General features: G+C 56.9%; 15 protein-coding genes. 13 read left to right on the top strand and 2 right to left on the bottom strand.

The window, feature by feature from the left end:
- The first annotated feature begins 9 nt into the window (after positions 1–9).
- The 8 genes from B9Z37_RS07070 (at position 10) to minE (ending at position 4,499) form a co-directional block, all read left to right on the top strand.
- Positions 10–207 (top strand): heavy-metal-associated domain-containing protein, encoded by a 198-nt coding sequence (locus B9Z37_RS07070; RefSeq protein WP_108312565.1) that lies wholly within the window; start codon positions 10–12, stop codon positions 205–207.
- A gap of 26 nt (positions 208–233) precedes the next feature.
- A complete protein-coding gene (locus B9Z37_RS07065; protein WP_108312276.1) occupies positions 234–428 on the top strand; it encodes a YgaP family membrane protein in 195 nt (64 codons plus the stop codon).
- Positions 429–629: 201 nt separating this feature from the next.
- Positions 630–1,130, top strand: coding sequence for a Spy/CpxP family protein refolding chaperone (locus tag B9Z37_RS07060; RefSeq protein ID WP_108312275.1), 501 nt, complete (start codon positions 630–632; stop codon positions 1,128–1,130).
- Positions 1,131–1,251: 121 nt separating this feature from the next.
- Positions 1,252–2,106, top strand: a complete 855-nt coding sequence (locus B9Z37_RS07055; protein WP_108312274.1) for a DUF2189 domain-containing protein — start codon at positions 1,252–1,254, stop codon at positions 2,104–2,106.
- Positions 2,106–2,315: a DUF2788 domain-containing protein gene (locus B9Z37_RS07050; protein ID WP_205872560.1), complete on the top strand. Its 210-nt coding sequence runs from the start codon at positions 2,106–2,108 to the stop codon at positions 2,313–2,315. The genes B9Z37_RS07055 and B9Z37_RS07050 overlap by 1 nt, the downstream gene beginning before the upstream one ends.
- A gap of 286 nt (positions 2,316–2,601) precedes the next feature.
- A complete protein-coding gene (gene minC / locus B9Z37_RS07045; protein ID WP_108312272.1) occupies positions 2,602–3,375 on the top strand; it encodes a septum site-determining protein MinC in 774 nt (257 codons plus the stop codon).
- A gap of 44 nt (positions 3,376–3,419) precedes the next feature.
- A complete protein-coding gene (gene minD, locus B9Z37_RS07040; RefSeq protein ID WP_019429986.1) occupies positions 3,420–4,235 on the top strand; it encodes a septum site-determining protein MinD in 816 nt (271 codons plus the stop codon).
- Between the two features lie 3 nt (positions 4,236–4,238).
- Positions 4,239–4,499: a cell division topological specificity factor MinE gene (gene minE / locus B9Z37_RS07035; protein ID WP_019429987.1), complete on the top strand. Its 261-nt coding sequence runs from the start codon at positions 4,239–4,241 to the stop codon at positions 4,497–4,499.
- A gap of 179 nt (positions 4,500–4,678) precedes the next feature.
- Here the strand turns inward: minE and B9Z37_RS07030 are convergent, their stop codons facing one another.
- Complete coding sequence (locus B9Z37_RS07030) at positions 4,679–8,215, bottom strand: indolepyruvate ferredoxin oxidoreductase family protein (protein ID WP_108312271.1); 3,537 nt, start codon at positions 8,213–8,215, stop codon at positions 4,679–4,681.
- Between the two features lie 119 nt (positions 8,216–8,334).
- Between B9Z37_RS07030 and B9Z37_RS07025 the strand changes: the two genes are divergently transcribed.
- Complete coding sequence (locus tag B9Z37_RS07025; protein ID WP_108312270.1) at positions 8,335–8,808, top strand: Lrp/AsnC family transcriptional regulator; 474 nt, start codon at positions 8,335–8,337, stop codon at positions 8,806–8,808.
- Between the two features lie 3 nt (positions 8,809–8,811).
- Here the strand turns inward: B9Z37_RS07025 and B9Z37_RS07020 are convergent, their stop codons facing one another.
- Positions 8,812–10,122, bottom strand: coding sequence for a Glu/Leu/Phe/Val family dehydrogenase (locus B9Z37_RS07020; RefSeq protein ID WP_205872559.1), 1,311 nt, complete (start codon positions 10,120–10,122; stop codon positions 8,812–8,814).
- A gap of 287 nt (positions 10,123–10,409) precedes the next feature.
- Here B9Z37_RS07020 and mnmG point away from each other — a divergent pair, with 287 nt between their 5' ends.
- The 4 genes from mnmG to B9Z37_RS07000 all read left to right on the top strand — a co-directional run bounded on the left by mnmG (position 10,410) and on the right by B9Z37_RS07000 (position 14,436).
- Positions 10,410–12,380, top strand: a complete 1,971-nt coding sequence (gene mnmG / locus B9Z37_RS07015) for a tRNA uridine-5-carboxymethylaminomethyl(34) synthesis enzyme MnmG (protein WP_108312269.1) — start codon at positions 10,410–10,412, stop codon at positions 12,378–12,380.
- Positions 12,377–13,030, top strand: a complete 654-nt coding sequence (rsmG, locus tag B9Z37_RS07010) for a 16S rRNA (guanine(527)-N(7))-methyltransferase RsmG (RefSeq protein ID WP_108312268.1) — start codon at positions 12,377–12,379, stop codon at positions 13,028–13,030. Before mnmG ends, rsmG begins: the two co-directional genes overlap by 4 nt.
- 135 nt (positions 13,031–13,165) lie before the next feature.
- Positions 13,166–13,777 carry a LysE family transporter gene (locus B9Z37_RS07005; protein ID WP_108312267.1) on the top strand — a complete coding sequence of 204 codons (612 nt, stop codon included), beginning with the start codon at positions 13,166–13,168 and terminating at the stop codon, positions 13,775–13,777.
- A 41-nt stretch (positions 13,778–13,818) separates the two neighbouring features.
- Positions 13,819–14,436 (top strand): LysE family translocator, encoded by a 618-nt coding sequence (locus tag B9Z37_RS07000; protein WP_108312266.1) that lies wholly within the window; start codon positions 13,819–13,821, stop codon positions 14,434–14,436.
- Positions 14,437–14,466: the final 30 nt, after the last annotated feature.

The raw sequence follows: 14,466 nt of genomic DNA, 5'->3' as shown, positions 1-14,466 counted from the left end.
AGGGACATCATGAACCAGATTTTCACTGTTGAAGGCATGACATGTGGCCACTGCGAAAAGGCCGTGACCAAGGCCTTGCTGGCATTGGATGTCCAGGCCAAAGTCGTGATCGACCGCGCACAAAACACCGTGCAGGTTGAGTCTGAAGAAACCCGTGCGGCGCTGTCCAAAACCATTGCAGACGCTGGCTACCGCGTTGTAGCCTGATTTTTTAACCCAAGGGAGAACTCACCATGAACAAAAACATTGGCGGCATCGAGCGCATCATCCGCATCGTCGCAGGCCTGGTCCTGATCGCATTGGCAGCCACGGGCACCGTTGGCTGGTGGGGTTGGCTGGGCTTGGTGCCGTTGGCCACCGGGCTGATGGGCTGGTGCCCGCCTTACAGCTTGCTGGGCATCAACACTTGCAAAAACCGCAACGTCTGATTTAGCCGTTCTGACTCAGCCTGCCCTGAGCCCACAACAAAAAACCCCCGACTGGATGATGGGGGGGTTTTTTGTTGGTGAACTCGCAAGACGACACGGCACAAAGCTTCACCTGTCTTTACAAATCACTGCACAAACCGCACTGCGCAGAAACATGGGCAGATCACACTGACGACACCCCATCACTGAAAGGATGTTTCCATGAAATCGATTCGTACCACCCTGATTGCGGCCAGCTTGTTGGCTGGCCTGAGCGGTTTGGCCTTGGCCCAAACAGCCCCTGAGGCCAAAACCAGTGGCCACCGTGCTGAGCGCATGGAGAAAATGCACGCCAAAATGGGCGAGCGCCATGCCAAGCACTTGGCTGAGCTGAAAGGCAAACTGAAGCTCGAAGCCGGTCAAGAATCCGCTTGGACTGCTTTTGAACAAGCCATGCAGCCCCCTGCTCAACCCATGGCACATCCTGACCGGGCCGCCATGGAAAAAATGACGACGCCAGAGCGCATTGACCAAATGCAAGCCCACAAAGGTCAGCGCGACGCACAGATGCAAAAGCACGCCACCGCCACCAAAACTTTTTATGCGGCATTGAACGCCACACAAAAGAAAACGTTTGACGCCGAAACCGCACGCAGCATGAAAAACATGGATGGCGGTATGCACGGTGGTAAAGAGCATCGCGGGCATCACGGTCAACATTGACAACACCGACAGGCCTCGCTTGTCTTGACCACCAGGCCGCTCCATGAGCGGCCTTTTTATTTCATTTTTAGACTTGACACATATCAAGGTAGGTGCCGCCGTGCTTGGTTAAGCTTTGCGCATGCCTCGAAACTCCCATTCCGATTCCACCCAGACCCGTTCTGGCATTTTTTTGCCGCCCATCCGGCCCATCGCAGCCGACCAGCCCATGCAGTGGTTGGCCTTGGGGTTCAAGGACATGGCCCGAGCGCCTTTGCTGAGCATCATGCATGGCGTTGTGCTGGCTGGCCTAGGTGGCTTCATCGCCCTGCTGGCACACGACCAATTCTGGCTGCTGGTCGGTTATCTGTCGGGCTTCATGGTGGTGGCACCTGTGCTGGCCACCAGCCTGTATGCCATGAGCCGGGCCATGGAGCGGGGCGAAACTGTCAATTTTGATTTGCTGGTGCAAACCTGGACGCAGTGGCAAATGCGCTTGCGTCACCAACCCGACAGCTACTGGAGCCTGATCCGTTTTGGCTTGCTGCTGGGTTTGGCCGCTACCGGCTGGGTCATCACCTCGGCCGCCTTGATCACTTTGCTGGCACCAAGCCCGATTCACACGCCCGTCGACTTCATACGCCATGTGGTCTTGGCCAAAGAAGGCCATTTGTTTGAACTGTGGGTGGAGCTGGGCGGCATGATGGCCGTGCCGGTATTTGCCTCCAGCGTGGTGTCCATGCCCTTGTTGTTAGACCGCCGCGTGACAGTGTTGCAAGCGGTACTGACCAGTTGGAAAGCGGTGTTGACCCACCCGTTTCAAATGACCTTGTGGGCTTTTTTGATCATCGGCTTCAGCATGCTGGGCATTTTTTCACTGTTTTTGGGCTTGATTTTGGTCATTCCCATGCTGGGCCATGGCAGTTGGCATGCTTATCGTCACCTTGTAGATGTCTCTGATTTTGAAGAACGCATCAGTGAACAAGGTGAATTGTGATGTTCGGATTCAACGAAGAACAATTCGCCTGGTTTGGCCTCACGATCGGTGTTGGGGCATTCATGCTTTACATGCTGTTCATCATTGGACAACTGGCTTGGGAGTCCAAAGCTGGAAAATTCGGAACGTTTGTCATTTTTCTTGGATTGGCATTTGGCATGCTGGGTTTTGTGGCGAAAGCCATCATTCAGTGGCTGCTCGAAACATGAAATCCAGTTCTGAATAAGCCTGTGGATAAAAAAACAACAAGCAACAGGTTATCCACAGCTTGATGTCTTGATCAGAAGTTGTTCATTTTTGCGAAACACCAAAAAACCGCCACAGCACACACGTTTACAAGTCATGCAAGTCCTTGTCAGCCATGAAAAAAATATGCTTATCCACAAAAAAGGGCTGCCTTTATCTACTACGACTATTTAAAGATATAAATCTATAAAGAAAAACAAGGAACAAGCGCGCTGGTAAGATTTACGTCTTTCTTTCCCTGATGGCACCATGGCGATCGTTTCAGAAGCATCCATTTCAAACTGTTACGACATCAAAAGCGCTGACTTGTCTTTGGTGGCTTTGGTATTGAAAACAGCGGACATTGCTGCCATTTCTCAAGCCTTGGTTCAACAATTGAAAGAGAGTCCTGGCTTTTTTGACCAGGATCCCCTGATCATTGATGTCAGCTTCTTGGGTTCTGAACAAGACCTGCCATCGATCGACTTCCAAGCCTTGTTGCCACTTCTGCGTGAACACGGTTTGGTACCTTTGGCCATCAAAGGTGCCCAAGGTGAGCTTTTGACGCAAGCCAAGGGGGTAGGCTTGGTGGACGCGAGCGATGCCCGCATTCGCCGTTCTGTGCCTCTTGCTGATGTTGTTCAGCATGTACCAAGCCTTGAACCTGTTGTTGCCCCCATTGATGCGCCTGCGTCTTTGGGTCCGATGGTGATCGACAAGCCTTTGCGTTCAGGTCAGCAGGTGTATGCCAAGGGTCGGGACCTCATTGTTTTGGCCATGGTGAATGCAGGGGCAGAGGTCATTGCCGATGGTCATATTCACATTTATGCGACTTTGCGTGGCAAAGCCATAGCAGGGGCACGTGGCAACGCCCACGCTCGTATTTTTGCGCAGGTGATGGAGCCCGAGTTGATTTCGATCGCAGGCATCTACCGCACCAGCGAAAATGCCTTGCCCAAAGACGTTTTGGGGCAAGCAGCCCAAGTCTGTCTGCAATCAGGTCCTGATGGCGACAAATTGTTGATTTCGCCCATCAAATCCTAAAATATCAAATTTGTACTGATACCTTGTCAAAGAAAGAAAATCCCATGGCAAAAATTGTTGTTGTGACTTCAGGTAAAGGCGGCGTGGGCAAAACCACGACCAGCGCCAGTTTTGCCACAGGTCTCGCACTCAAAGGCTTCAAGACAGCCGTTATCGACTTTGATGTGGGTCTGCGCAATCTGGACCTGATCATGGGCTGTGAACGCCGCGTGGTGTACGACCTGATCAATGTGATCCAAGGTGAAGCCAATCTGAATCAGGCCCTGATCAAGGACAAACAATGTTCCAACCTGTTTGTGCTGGCGGCCTCGCAAACCCGCGATAAAGATGCTTTGTCGCAAGAAGGCGTTGAAAAAGTACTCAAAGACCTGAACGACATGGGTTTTGAGTACATCGTCTGCGATTCTCCTGCCGGCATCGAAACGGGAGCCTTGATGGCCATGCATTTTGCCGATGAGGCTTTGGTGGTGACCAACCCTGAAGTGTCTTCGGTGCGCGACTCTGACCGCATTCTGGGCATGCTCGGTAGCAAAACCAAGCGAGCGATTGAAGGCCTGGAACCGATCAAAGAACACTTGCTGATCACCCGTTACAACCCGAACCGGGTGGAAGACGGCCAGATGCTGTCGCTGCAAGACATTCAAGATATCTTGCGCATCAAGTTGTTGGGCGTGATTCCTGAGAGCGACAACGTTTTGCAGGCTTCCAACCAGGGCACCCCGGCCATTCACATGGCCGAGAGCGATGTGTCCGAGGCTTACAAGGACGTGATTGACCGCTTTTTGGGCGAAGACAAGCCCATGCGCTTCACTGAAGCCGTGAAGCCCGGTTTTTTCAAACGCATGTTTGGAGGCAAGTGAACCATGTCGTTTCTTTCCTTCCTCTTGGGCGAAAAGAAGAAAACCGCCAGCGTAGCCAAAGAACGCCTGCAAATCATTCTGGCGCACGAGCGCAGTGGTCGCAATGCCGCTGAGCCCGATTACCTGCCTGATTTGCAACGCGAGTTGGTGGCCGTGATCAGTAAATACATCAAGATCAATCCAGATGACATCAAGGTGAACCTGGAGCGTCAGGACAACTTGGAAGTGCTGGAAGTCAAGATCGAATTGCCAGACGCACGTTGACCTGATGTGAGCTTGTCACATCCCTGCTTGATCGGGTGTCCATGAATTCGCAGGAGATGGATACCCGCATGCGGGGGCATGACAAATCTGTCACACCCGACTTGATCGGGTGTCCATGTCTTTTGGTTGATATGGATACCTGCATGCGCGGATATGGCGCGGCGGAGATTTGTCGCGGGTCATTGTGTTCCCAATGACGCCCACACAGTCCGCGCAACCTTGATGTTGCGCTCCTTGACATGGCCAAAGCCTTTGATGTTCTCAGGCACGTTGGCCACATTCAAGGCATGTGCATGGTTTTCAGGGCTCAGGTGTTCAATGGCCTGTTCGATGTGTTGCATGTATTCACCGATCAAAGCTTGTTCTGTCCGGCGTTCTTCTGTGCGGCCGAACACATCGAACGCGGTGCCACGCAAGCCTTTTAATTTGGCCAGCAATTTGAAACCTGTCAGCATGGCAGGCCCGAATTTTTGTTTGACCAGTTCGCCTTTGTTGTTCCGTTTGGCCAAGAGGGGTGGGGCCAAGTGGTAATGCACTTTGAAGTTCCCTTCAAAGCTGTTGGCAATGCGGTCCAAAAACGCTGACTGGGTGTGCAAACGGGCCACTTCGTATTCGTCCTTGTAGGCCATCAATTTGTACAGATGACGTGCCACAGTGGTTGTCAAGACGGTTTTGCCTAAAGGTGCTTCTGCCTCTTGAACACGCTGCACAAACGCCTGATATCGAGCTGCATAGGCGGCGTTTTGGTAATCGGTCAAACGCGTCATGCGGTCAGCGATCAGGTTTTCCAGCGTTTCGCGTTTCTTGAACTGCACCACTTGCACCGGCTGGATTTTTTGCATCAGCGCATCCAACTGGTGCGCAGCATGACGACCCCACTCAAAAGCAGCGAGGTTGTTTTTGACTTGGACATCGTTGAGCTCAATGGCCCGCACCAAGGACTCATGTCGTAAAGGCACCCAGCCTTTTTGCCAGGCGTAACCCAGGATCATGGGGTTGACGTAAATCGTGTCGCCCATGAGTTGTTTGGCCAGTGCATCGGCATCGAAACTGCCCACACCATCCACACCGACTTGTGCCGCGATTTCAGCCACACATTGCTCGGCCGGGTTTTGCCAATTGCCGTTCCTCACAAATGCGGCCGTGGGGGTGCTGTTGCTGTTCAGTGCGACATGGGTGCGGCCTGCACGCATGCGCAAGGTGGTTTCCTTGGATGCACTGACGATGGGGTCGCAGCCCATGATCAGATCGGCCGCCGCCATGCTGACGCGGGTGGTGCGGATCTCGTCTTGTGTGTTGGCCACCAGGACGTGGCTCCAGGTTGCGCCACCTTTTTGGGCCAGGCCTGCAGAGTCTTGCGTGACGATGCCTTTGCCTTCCATGTGCGCGGCCATGCCCAGCAATTGGCCGATGGTGATGACCCCTGTGCCACCGACACCGGCGACCACCATGCCCCAGGGTTGGGTGATGACTGGCAGTTCAGGCTCCGGTAATGGGCTCAGGTGGGCGGGACTCAATGTCGAGGTGCTTGACGACGACTTTTTCTTGAACGTGCCACCTTCCACGGTGACAAAACTGGGGCAAAAACCTTTGAGGCAGCTGGTGTCCTTGTTGCAAGTACTTTGGTTGATGGTGCGTTTGCGCCCCAAATCTGTTTCCAAAGGCTCCACCGACAGGCAATTCGATTGCACCCCGCAGTCGCCACAGCCTTCACATACCTCTTCATTGATCATGACCCGAACAGCCGGGTCGACCATGGTGCCGCGCTTGCGACGGCGGCGCTTTTCGGTGGCGCAGGTCTGGTCGTAAATGATGACCGTCGTGCCTTTGATTTCACGCATTTCGCGTTGGATGCGGTCCAGCTCATCACGGTGAAAAACGCGCACGCCTTCGGCCAAAACCACGCCATCGTATTTTTCGGGTTCGTCGGTCACCACGTCGATGCGTTGGGCCCCTTCGGCGCGCATGCTCATGGCAATTTGCACCACGCTGTGGCCTTCGGGTCGCTCACCTACTTGCTGGCCACCGGTCATAGCGACCGCATCGTTGTACAGAAGTTTGTAGGTGATGTTGACGCCCGCCGCAATGCTTTGGCGAACGGCCAAAATGCCGCTGTGGAAATATGTGCCGTCACCCAGGTTGGCAAAGATGTGTTGTTCCTTGCTGAACGGTTGTTGACCTGTCCATGGCACACCTTCTCCACCCATTTGCGTGAAGCCCACCGTGCTGCGGTCCATCCAGATGCTCATGAAGTGGCAGCCAATGCCCGCCATGGCGCGAGAGCCTTCTGGCACTTTCGTCGATGTGTTGTGTGGGCAGCCTGAGCAGAACCAAGGCTGGCGGTCGGCCGCTGTCCCCAGCGTGAGCGTCTGCATGGCTTTTTCCTTGCCATCGAGCACGGCCAGATGGGCGTCGATGTGTGCGGTGGTATCGGCATCGACACCCAGTTTTTTCAGGCGCTTGGCAATGGCCCTTGCAATGATGGCAGGCGTCAAATCGGCATTCGCCCGCAACAAAGTACGCTCGGTGGGGTTGGGGATGGACCACTCACCACCCGACACATCGCCATCGGCTTCGTCGAACTTGCCCAAGATGTTGGGGCGCACATCGTCGCGCCAGTTGTACAGCTCTTCCTTGAGTTGGTATTCGATGATTTGGCGTTTTTCTTCCACCACCAAAATCTCGCGCAGGCCGGTGGCAAATTCGCGTGTGGATTGTGCTTCGAGTGGCCAAACCACCGCGACTTTGTGCAAACGGATACCCAGCTGACGGCAACGCTGGTCATCCAGCCCCAAGTCGATCAAGGCCTGGCGAGTGTCGTTGTAGGCCTTGCCGCTGGCGATCAAACCAAATCGGTCGTTCGGGCCCTCGATCACGTTGTGGTTGAGTTTGTTGGCGCGGATGTAGGCCAGGGCCGCATACCATTTGTAATCGAACAAACGGGCTTCTTGCTCCAGCGCGGTGTCTGGCCAGCGGATGTGGACGCCACCGGGTGGCATCACGAATTCGGGCAAGACAATTTGCACACGCTCAGGGTCGATGTGGGCGGTGGCGCTGGACTCAACGATCTCCTGGATCGTTTTCATGCCCGCCCAGACACCCGCGTAACGGCTCATGGCGATGGCGTGCAGGCCTTGGTCGAGGATGTCTTGCACATTGGTCGGAAAGAACACCGGCAGGCCGCAGGCCTTGAAGATATGGTCGCTTTGGTGCGCGGCGGTGGAGCTTTTGGCCACATGGTCGTCGCCCGCCACAGCCAGCACACCGCCCCAGGGCGTGGTGCCCGCCATATTGGCGTGCTTGAACACATCGGAGCAACGGTCCACGCCCGGGCCTTTGCCGTACCAGATGCCGAACACACCATCGAATTGGTTGGTGCCAGGTGGTGCAAAGCCCAGTTGCTGAGTGCCCCACAAAGCGGTGGCGGCCAGCTCTTCGTTCACGCCGGGTTGGAAGACGATGTTTTGGGCCTTCAGGTGGTCTTTGGCTTTCCACAGAGACTGGTCGTAACTGCCCAGTGGCGAGCCCCGATAACCGCTGATGAAGCCCGCCGTGTTCTTGCCTTGCAAGGCGTCTCGCTGGCGTTGCAGCATGGGCAGCTTGACCAGCGCTTGCACGCCGCTCATGAAGGCGCGACCGACATCGAGGCTGTATTTGTCATCCAGCGTCACCGTCTCAAGAGCTTGGCGAATCGAATCGGGCAATGGGGCGTTCATGGGATGTCCTGGGGCTGAAATGGATGGCACAGTGTAGGACGGGCCAGCTGACAAGTGCTTGCTTTCGGCGACAGGATTTGCCCTATGATTTGAAAGATTCTTGCTTAAAGAGGCTTATTTTGGAAACGTTGGATAAATTTGACTGGGCGATATTGAACGAACTGCAAAAAGACGGGCGACTGACCAATGCAGAACTGGCACAGCGTGTGGGTTTGTCGGCCGCACCTTGCTGGCGGCGTGTGCGTGCTTTGGAAGAGTCTGGGGTTATCCAGGGTTACCGCGCCGAAATCAACCGCGAGAAAGTGGGGTTGGATGTGTTCGCGTTTGTGCGGCTGGACGCGGAGCGCAACCGGGGTGACGTCACGCGGCAATTGGAAGAAGCGATTCGTAAAATTCCAGAGGTCATCTCCTGTCATTACATCAGTGGCTCAGGCACCTTCGAGTTGCAAGTTGTGAGCAAAGACCTGAATAGTTTCAGTCAGTTTGCACGGGATGTGCTGCTTAACCTCCCCAATGTCAAAGACCTGCACACCAGTTTTTCCTTGGGCGAGGTCAAGGCCGCAGGGGCCTTGCCTTTGCAGGGTCACAAATGACGCTCAGGGATACAGGCCGCGCAGTTCCCGCGCTTGCAAAATACGCGTGCAAGCCACGATGAAGGTTGCGGTGCGCAAACTGACCCGGTGCGTATCAGCCACTTGCCAGATGGCAGCAAAGGCCTCCCGCATGATGCGCACCAGACGTGCGTTGATCTCGTCTTCACTCCAGAAGAAGCTGGAAAAATCCTGCACCCATTCAAAATAGCTGACCGTGACGCCGCCGGCGTTGGCGATCACATCGGGCACGACCAGGACGCCCCGCTCGTGCAGGATGTCGTCGGCCTCGGGGGTGGTGGGCCCGTTGGCGCCTTCGATCACCATACGGGCCCGGATCTGTTGGGCGTTGGCGGCGGTGATTTGTTGCTCTAAAGCGGCCGGAATCAGGATGTCGCAATCCACACCCCAGAATTGCGCGTCTAGCAGTGTTTCTGCCGGGCCAAAGCCCTTGACGCTGCCATGTTCACTGACGTGGCGCAGCAGCGCAGGCACATCCAGGCCAGACGCCTGGTAAACCGTGCCGCCATGGTCTTGCACTGCGACCACCGTGGCCCCGGCTTGGGCAAACAGCTTGGCCGCGATACCGCCCACATTGCCAAAGCCCTGCACCGCAATTCTGGCCTTCGTGATGTCCAGACCGATGTGTTGAGCCGCTTCCTGGCCCACGGTGAACACGCCTCGCCCCGTGGCTTCGCGTCGACCCAAAGAGCCGCCCAACGCAATGGGTTTACCGGTGACCACGCCTGACGCGGTGGCCCCTTCGTTCATGGAGTAGGTGTCCATCATCCAGGCCATGACCTGCTCGTTGGTGTTGACGTCTGGCGCGGGGATGTCTTTGGTCGGGCCGATGATGATGCCGATCTCGCTGGTGTAGCGGCGTGTCAGGCGCTCCAGCTCGCCGCGTGAGAGTGTTTTGGGGTCCACGCGGATGCCCCCCTTGGCACCGCCAAAAGGCAGATTGACGGCTGCGTTTTTCACCGACATCCAGGCCGACAGGGCCATGACTTCGGACAGCGTCACGTCTTGGTGAAAACGCACACCGCCTTTGCCTGGGCCTCGGCTGGTGTTGTGTTGGACACGATAGCCTTCAAAGTGCGCCATGGTGCCGTTGTCCAGCTCGATCGGCACGTCCACGATCAGGGCGCGTTTGGGTCGCTTGAGGGTTTCGATCCAGCGCGACAAGTTGCCCAGATAGGGCGTGACGCGGTCGACTTGTTGCAAGTAAATGCCCCAAGGGCCGAGGTGCTCAGGGTTTAAATATGAGGGCAGAGCATGGGCGCTTGTGGCGTGCATGTGTGCGGGTGAATTGGACATGTTTCGTCGCCTTTCTTGAAACTGACGGGTTGTCAGTGGGCAAATGGTAGGTTGTGTGGGTGGCGCTGTCCAAGGCCGCTTGGCTGTTGAGTCATGCACTTTACGCATAACGTTTGGCTCTTGATGTGCGCCATGGCACAGCCTTGACCTAGGGGCAGGGCACAACCCTGTGCAGACCCAAGGCGCGACCCCCTGCCTGTAAAATAAGCAAATCAGCCGACCCCGTGGCAGGGCGGCTCCATGGCGCAGGCGGCGCCCATTTTTTGGCCCTCAAGGGGCAGACTCTCATGCTTTACCCTCAAGAATTCGACGTGATCGTGGTTGGCGGCGGCCATGCCGGAACAGAAGCGGCGTTGGCTGCAGCACGCATGGGCTGCAAAACCTTGCTGCTGTCGCACAACATTGAGACGCTGGGCCAGATGAGCTGCAACCCCAGCATCGGCGGCATCGGCAAGGGGCACTTGGTCAAAGAGGTCGATGCCTTGGGCGGTGCCATGGCGCTGGCCACCGATGAGGGCGGCATCCAGTTCCGCATTCTCAACAGTTCCAAGGGGCCGGCCGTGCGAGCCACGCGTGCACAGGCCGACCGCATTTTGTACAAAGCCGCCATCCGCCGCATGCTGGAGAACCAGCCCAACCTGTGGCTGTTTCAGCAAGCCGTGGACGACTTGATGGTCGAGGGTGACCGGGTGGTGGGCGCCGTCACGCAGGTGGGCATCCGTTTCCGTTCGCGCACGGTGGTGCTGACCGCCGGGACTTTTCTGGACGGCAAGATCCATGTGGGACTGCAGAACTACGCGGCGGGTCGTGCGGGCGATCCACCTGCCGTCAGTTTGTCTGCCCGCCTGAAAGAGCTCAAGCTGCCGCAAGGGCGCTTGAAAACCGGCACGCCTCCGCGCCTCGACGGCCGTACCATCGACTTCAGCCAATGCACCGAGCAGCCCGGCGACGGCGTGCCCGGCGGCATGAACCCCGAGGGAGGGGTGCCGGTGTTCAGTTTCATGGGCAACGCGGGCATGCACCCGCAGCAAGTGCCGTGCTGGATCACCCACACCAACGAACGCACGCACGAGATCATCCGCTCCGGCTTCGACCGCAGTCCGATGTTCACCGGCAAGATCGAGGGCGTGGGCCCGCGTTACTGCCCGAGCGTGGAAGACAAGATCAACCGTTTTGCCGACAAGGACAGCCACCAGATTTTTCTGGAGCCCGAAGGCCTGACGACGAACGAGTATTACCCCAACGGCATCTCGACCAGCCTGCCGTTTGACATTCAGTACGACCTGGTTCGCTCGATGAAGGGCCTGGAAAACTGCCACATCCTGCGGCCCGGTTACGCGATTGAATACGATTACTTTGACCCACGGGCGCTGAAAAACAGCTTCGAGACCCGGCAGATCAACGGCCTGTTCTTTGCAGGGCAGATCAACGGCACCACCGGTTACGAAGAAGCCGCAGCGCAAGGCTTGTTTGCCGGCATCAATGCCGCGCTGCAATGCCGGGGCGAAACGGCCTGGACGCCTGCACGCGACCAGGCTTATCTGGGTGTGTTGGTGGACGATCTGGTCACGCAAGGCGTGACCGAACCCTACCGCATGTTCACCAGTCGGGCCGAGTTCCGATTGCAGCTGCGTGAAGACAATGCCGACGTCCGACTGACCGAAGCGGGGCGGCAAATGGGGCTGGTGGACGATGCTCGCTGGGACGCCTTCAGTCGCAAACGCGATGCTGTTTCACGTGAAACAGAGCGCTTGAAATCTACCTGGGTGAATCCACGCAACTTGCCAGCCGAAGAGTCGGTGCGGGTGTTGGGTAAAGCCATTGAGCACGAACACAACCTGTTTGATCTGCTGCGCAGACCCAATGTGTCTTACCAGGCCCTGATGTCTTTGGACGAAGGGCGCATGGCCAGCGCTGATGTTTCACGTGAAACGCTGGGCGAATTGAGTGCCACGGTCATTGAGCAGGTCGAAATTGCCGCCAAGTATTCCGGTTACATCGACCGCCAGAAGGGCGAGGTGGAGCGTGCCGCGTTTTACGAACATTTGCGCTTGCCCGAAAGTTTGGACTATATGCAGGTGTCAGCCTTGTCGATCGAGGCGCGCCAAAAACTGGCCAAGCACCGACCCGAAACCCTGGGCCAGGCTTCACGCATCTCGGGCATCACGCCAGCAAGCGTGTCGCTCTTACTGATTCACCTGAAAAAGGGCGGGTTCAAGGGTTTCATGCAGACGGCCGAGGAAGGCGTGCAGGCATGAGCAATGGTTTGAACCTAGAATCCGGGCTGCGTTCGGGGGTGCAGGCTCTGGGCCTGAGCCTTTCAGACGAGCAAGTCCAGCGCTTGCTGGATTACGTGGCGCTCATCCAAAAATGGAACAAGGTGTACAACTTGACGGCGCTGCGCGACCCCGCAGACATGCTGACGCACCACCTGCTGGACAGCTTGACCGCCGTGGCCCCTTTGGCCCGGCATACCCAGGGCCAAGCCATTCGGGTGCTGGATGTGGGCTCGGGCGGCGGCTTGCCCGGCGTGGTGCTGGCCATTTGCATGCCTGAGTTGAATGTGACTTGCGTGGACACCGTGGCCAAAAAAGCGGCGTTTGTGCAGCAGGTGGCTGTCAGCCTGAAGCTGCCCAACTTGCGTGGCTTGCATGCGCGGGTGGAGTCGTTGGTTGATCCGTACCAGGTCATCTGTTCCCGCGCCTTTGCGTCCTTGCCGGACTTCGTGACGTGGTCCCGCTCCGCCTTGGCCGAGGGCGGGGTCTGGATGGCCATGAAGGGCAAACACCCACAAGACGAAATCGACGCCTTGCCCGCCGATGTGAAGGTGTTTCACGTGGAACCTTTGACGGTGCCTGGTCTGGATGTCGAGCGGTGCATGGTCTGGATGAAGCCTCAGCCCGTTTGATTGGCGCGTGTTTCACGTGAAACACGACTTGGCCGGGGGCCGAAAAGGGCGACGCAATGTGCCGGCCTGAGTGTTGTGGATGCTCCGTTGACCAATGCATCACGTACACTCGCCCATTCCCTTGAAAGTTCATGCATGTTTGGTATTTCGGATTACGGCGCATTCACGGCAGCCTTTGTGCTGTTGTTGTTTTTGCCGGGCCCCGGCAATCTGGCCTTGATCAGCTCGGCCAGCAAAGGGGGCTTGTCCGGCGGCTTGGCATCGGTGTTGGGTTTGTTGCTGGGCGACCAGGTCTTGCTCTGGCTCACTGTGGCGGGTTTGGCGGCTGTGCTCCAGGCTTTCCCGCCTTTTTTCACGGCCTTGCAGTGGGCGGGTGCCGCTTACCTGGCGTGGCTGGGCTTCAAAATGCTCACGGCCAAACCCGGCGAAGGCCCCAGCATCCAAATCAGCCCCGGGCACTATTTCCGTGAAACCATGTTCATCACCTTGCTCAACCCCAAGGCGATCATGTTTTACTTGGCCTTCTTTCCACAATTCATTGACCCGGTAAACCACCAAGGCTGGATCACCTTTGTCGCGATGGCCGTGACCATTGCGGTGCTGGGCTTTGTTTATTGCTTTGGCGTGGTGTTGATCACCCACTTCATGGCCGAACGCATCCGCGCCAACCCCCGTGTTACGGGCGTTTTGCAAAAATTGGCGGGCCTGTGCCTGATCGGTTTTGGCATCAAGATGGTGGCCAAATGATGCAGTGTGTTTCTTCGATTTCATGGTTCTGAAAGCTTTGCATGTTCTTCGGCATCTCTGACTACGGCGCATTTGTTGCGGCCATCGTGTTGTTCTTGGCCATTCCGGGCCCGGGCAATCTGGCGCTCATCACGTCCACCAGCAAGGGCGGTATGGCGGGCGGTTTCATGGCCACCTTGGGCGTGATCGCCGGGGACCAGGTGCTCATGTGGTTGGCGGTGGCGGGCGTGGCTGCGGTGCTGGCCACTTACCCCACGGCGTTTGCCGTCATCCAGTGGTTGGGCGCGGCCTACCTCGCTTGGCTGGGTTGGAAGATGCTCTCGGCCAAACCAGGCGACGCGCCTGTGCTGCACATCCGGCCTCGTCAGTACTTTCAGCAAGCCTTGGCCATCACCTTGCTCAACCCCAAAGCCATCGTGTTTTACATGGCCTTTTTCCCCTTGTTCGTCGACCCGAAGACCCATTTGGGCTTGCTCAGCTTTGCCGTGATGGCTGCGACCATTGCCGCATTGACCTTTTTGTACGGATTGGGCATGAGTTTGCTCACCCACCATTTGGCCGCACGCATGCGGGCCAACCCGGCCGTTGGGCGGGTGCTGAGCAAGGTGGCAGGCATTTTCTTGGTGGGCTTTGGCCTTAAGCTGGCCTTGTCCAAATGAGCGCATACGCCCCACGCCGACCTGCCCGAC

Source organism: Limnohabitans parvus II-B4 (assembly GCF_003063455.1).
Classification (GTDB): domain Bacteria; phylum Pseudomonadota; class Gammaproteobacteria; order Burkholderiales; family Burkholderiaceae_C; genus Limnohabitans_A; species Limnohabitans_A parvus.
The sequence above is the reverse complement of the archived record's forward strand: the minus strand, read 5'-3'. Positions and strand labels throughout refer to the sequence as shown.

Coding starts and splice junctions, on each gene's coding strand:
- B9Z37_RS07020 (WP_205872559.1), bottom strand. CDS start 10,122: ATGTCCAATTCACCCGCACACATGCACGCCACAAGCGCCCATGCTCTG.
- B9Z37_RS07005 (WP_108312267.1), top strand. CDS start 13,166: ATGTTTGGTATTTCGGATTACGGCGCATTCACGGCAGCCTTTGTGCTG.
- B9Z37_RS07050 (WP_205872560.1), top strand. CDS start 2,106: ATGTTCGGATTCAACGAAGAACAATTCGCCTGGTTTGGCCTCACGATC.
- B9Z37_RS07030 (WP_108312271.1), bottom strand. CDS start 8,215: ATGAACGCCCCATTGCCCGATTCGATTCGCCAAGCTCTTGAGACGGTG.
- mnmG (WP_108312269.1), top strand. CDS start 10,410: ATGCTTTACCCTCAAGAATTCGACGTGATCGTGGTTGGCGGCGGCCAT.
- B9Z37_RS07000 (WP_108312266.1), top strand. CDS start 13,819: ATGTTCTTCGGCATCTCTGACTACGGCGCATTTGTTGCGGCCATCGTG.
- minC (WP_108312272.1), top strand. CDS start 2,602: ATGGCGATCGTTTCAGAAGCATCCATTTCAAACTGTTACGACATCAAA.
- minD (WP_019429986.1), top strand. CDS start 3,420: ATGGCAAAAATTGTTGTTGTGACTTCAGGTAAAGGCGGCGTGGGCAAA.
- B9Z37_RS07065 (WP_108312276.1), top strand. CDS start 234: ATGAACAAAAACATTGGCGGCATCGAGCGCATCATCCGCATCGTCGCA.
- rsmG (WP_108312268.1), top strand. CDS start 12,377: ATGAGCAATGGTTTGAACCTAGAATCCGGGCTGCGTTCGGGGGTGCAG.
- B9Z37_RS07060 (WP_108312275.1), top strand. CDS start 630: ATGAAATCGATTCGTACCACCCTGATTGCGGCCAGCTTGTTGGCTGGC.
- minE (WP_019429987.1), top strand. CDS start 4,239: ATGTCGTTTCTTTCCTTCCTCTTGGGCGAAAAGAAGAAAACCGCCAGC.
- B9Z37_RS07055 (WP_108312274.1), top strand. CDS start 1,252: ATGCCTCGAAACTCCCATTCCGATTCCACCCAGACCCGTTCTGGCATT.
- B9Z37_RS07070 (WP_108312565.1), top strand. CDS start 10: ATGAACCAGATTTTCACTGTTGAAGGCATGACATGTGGCCACTGCGAA.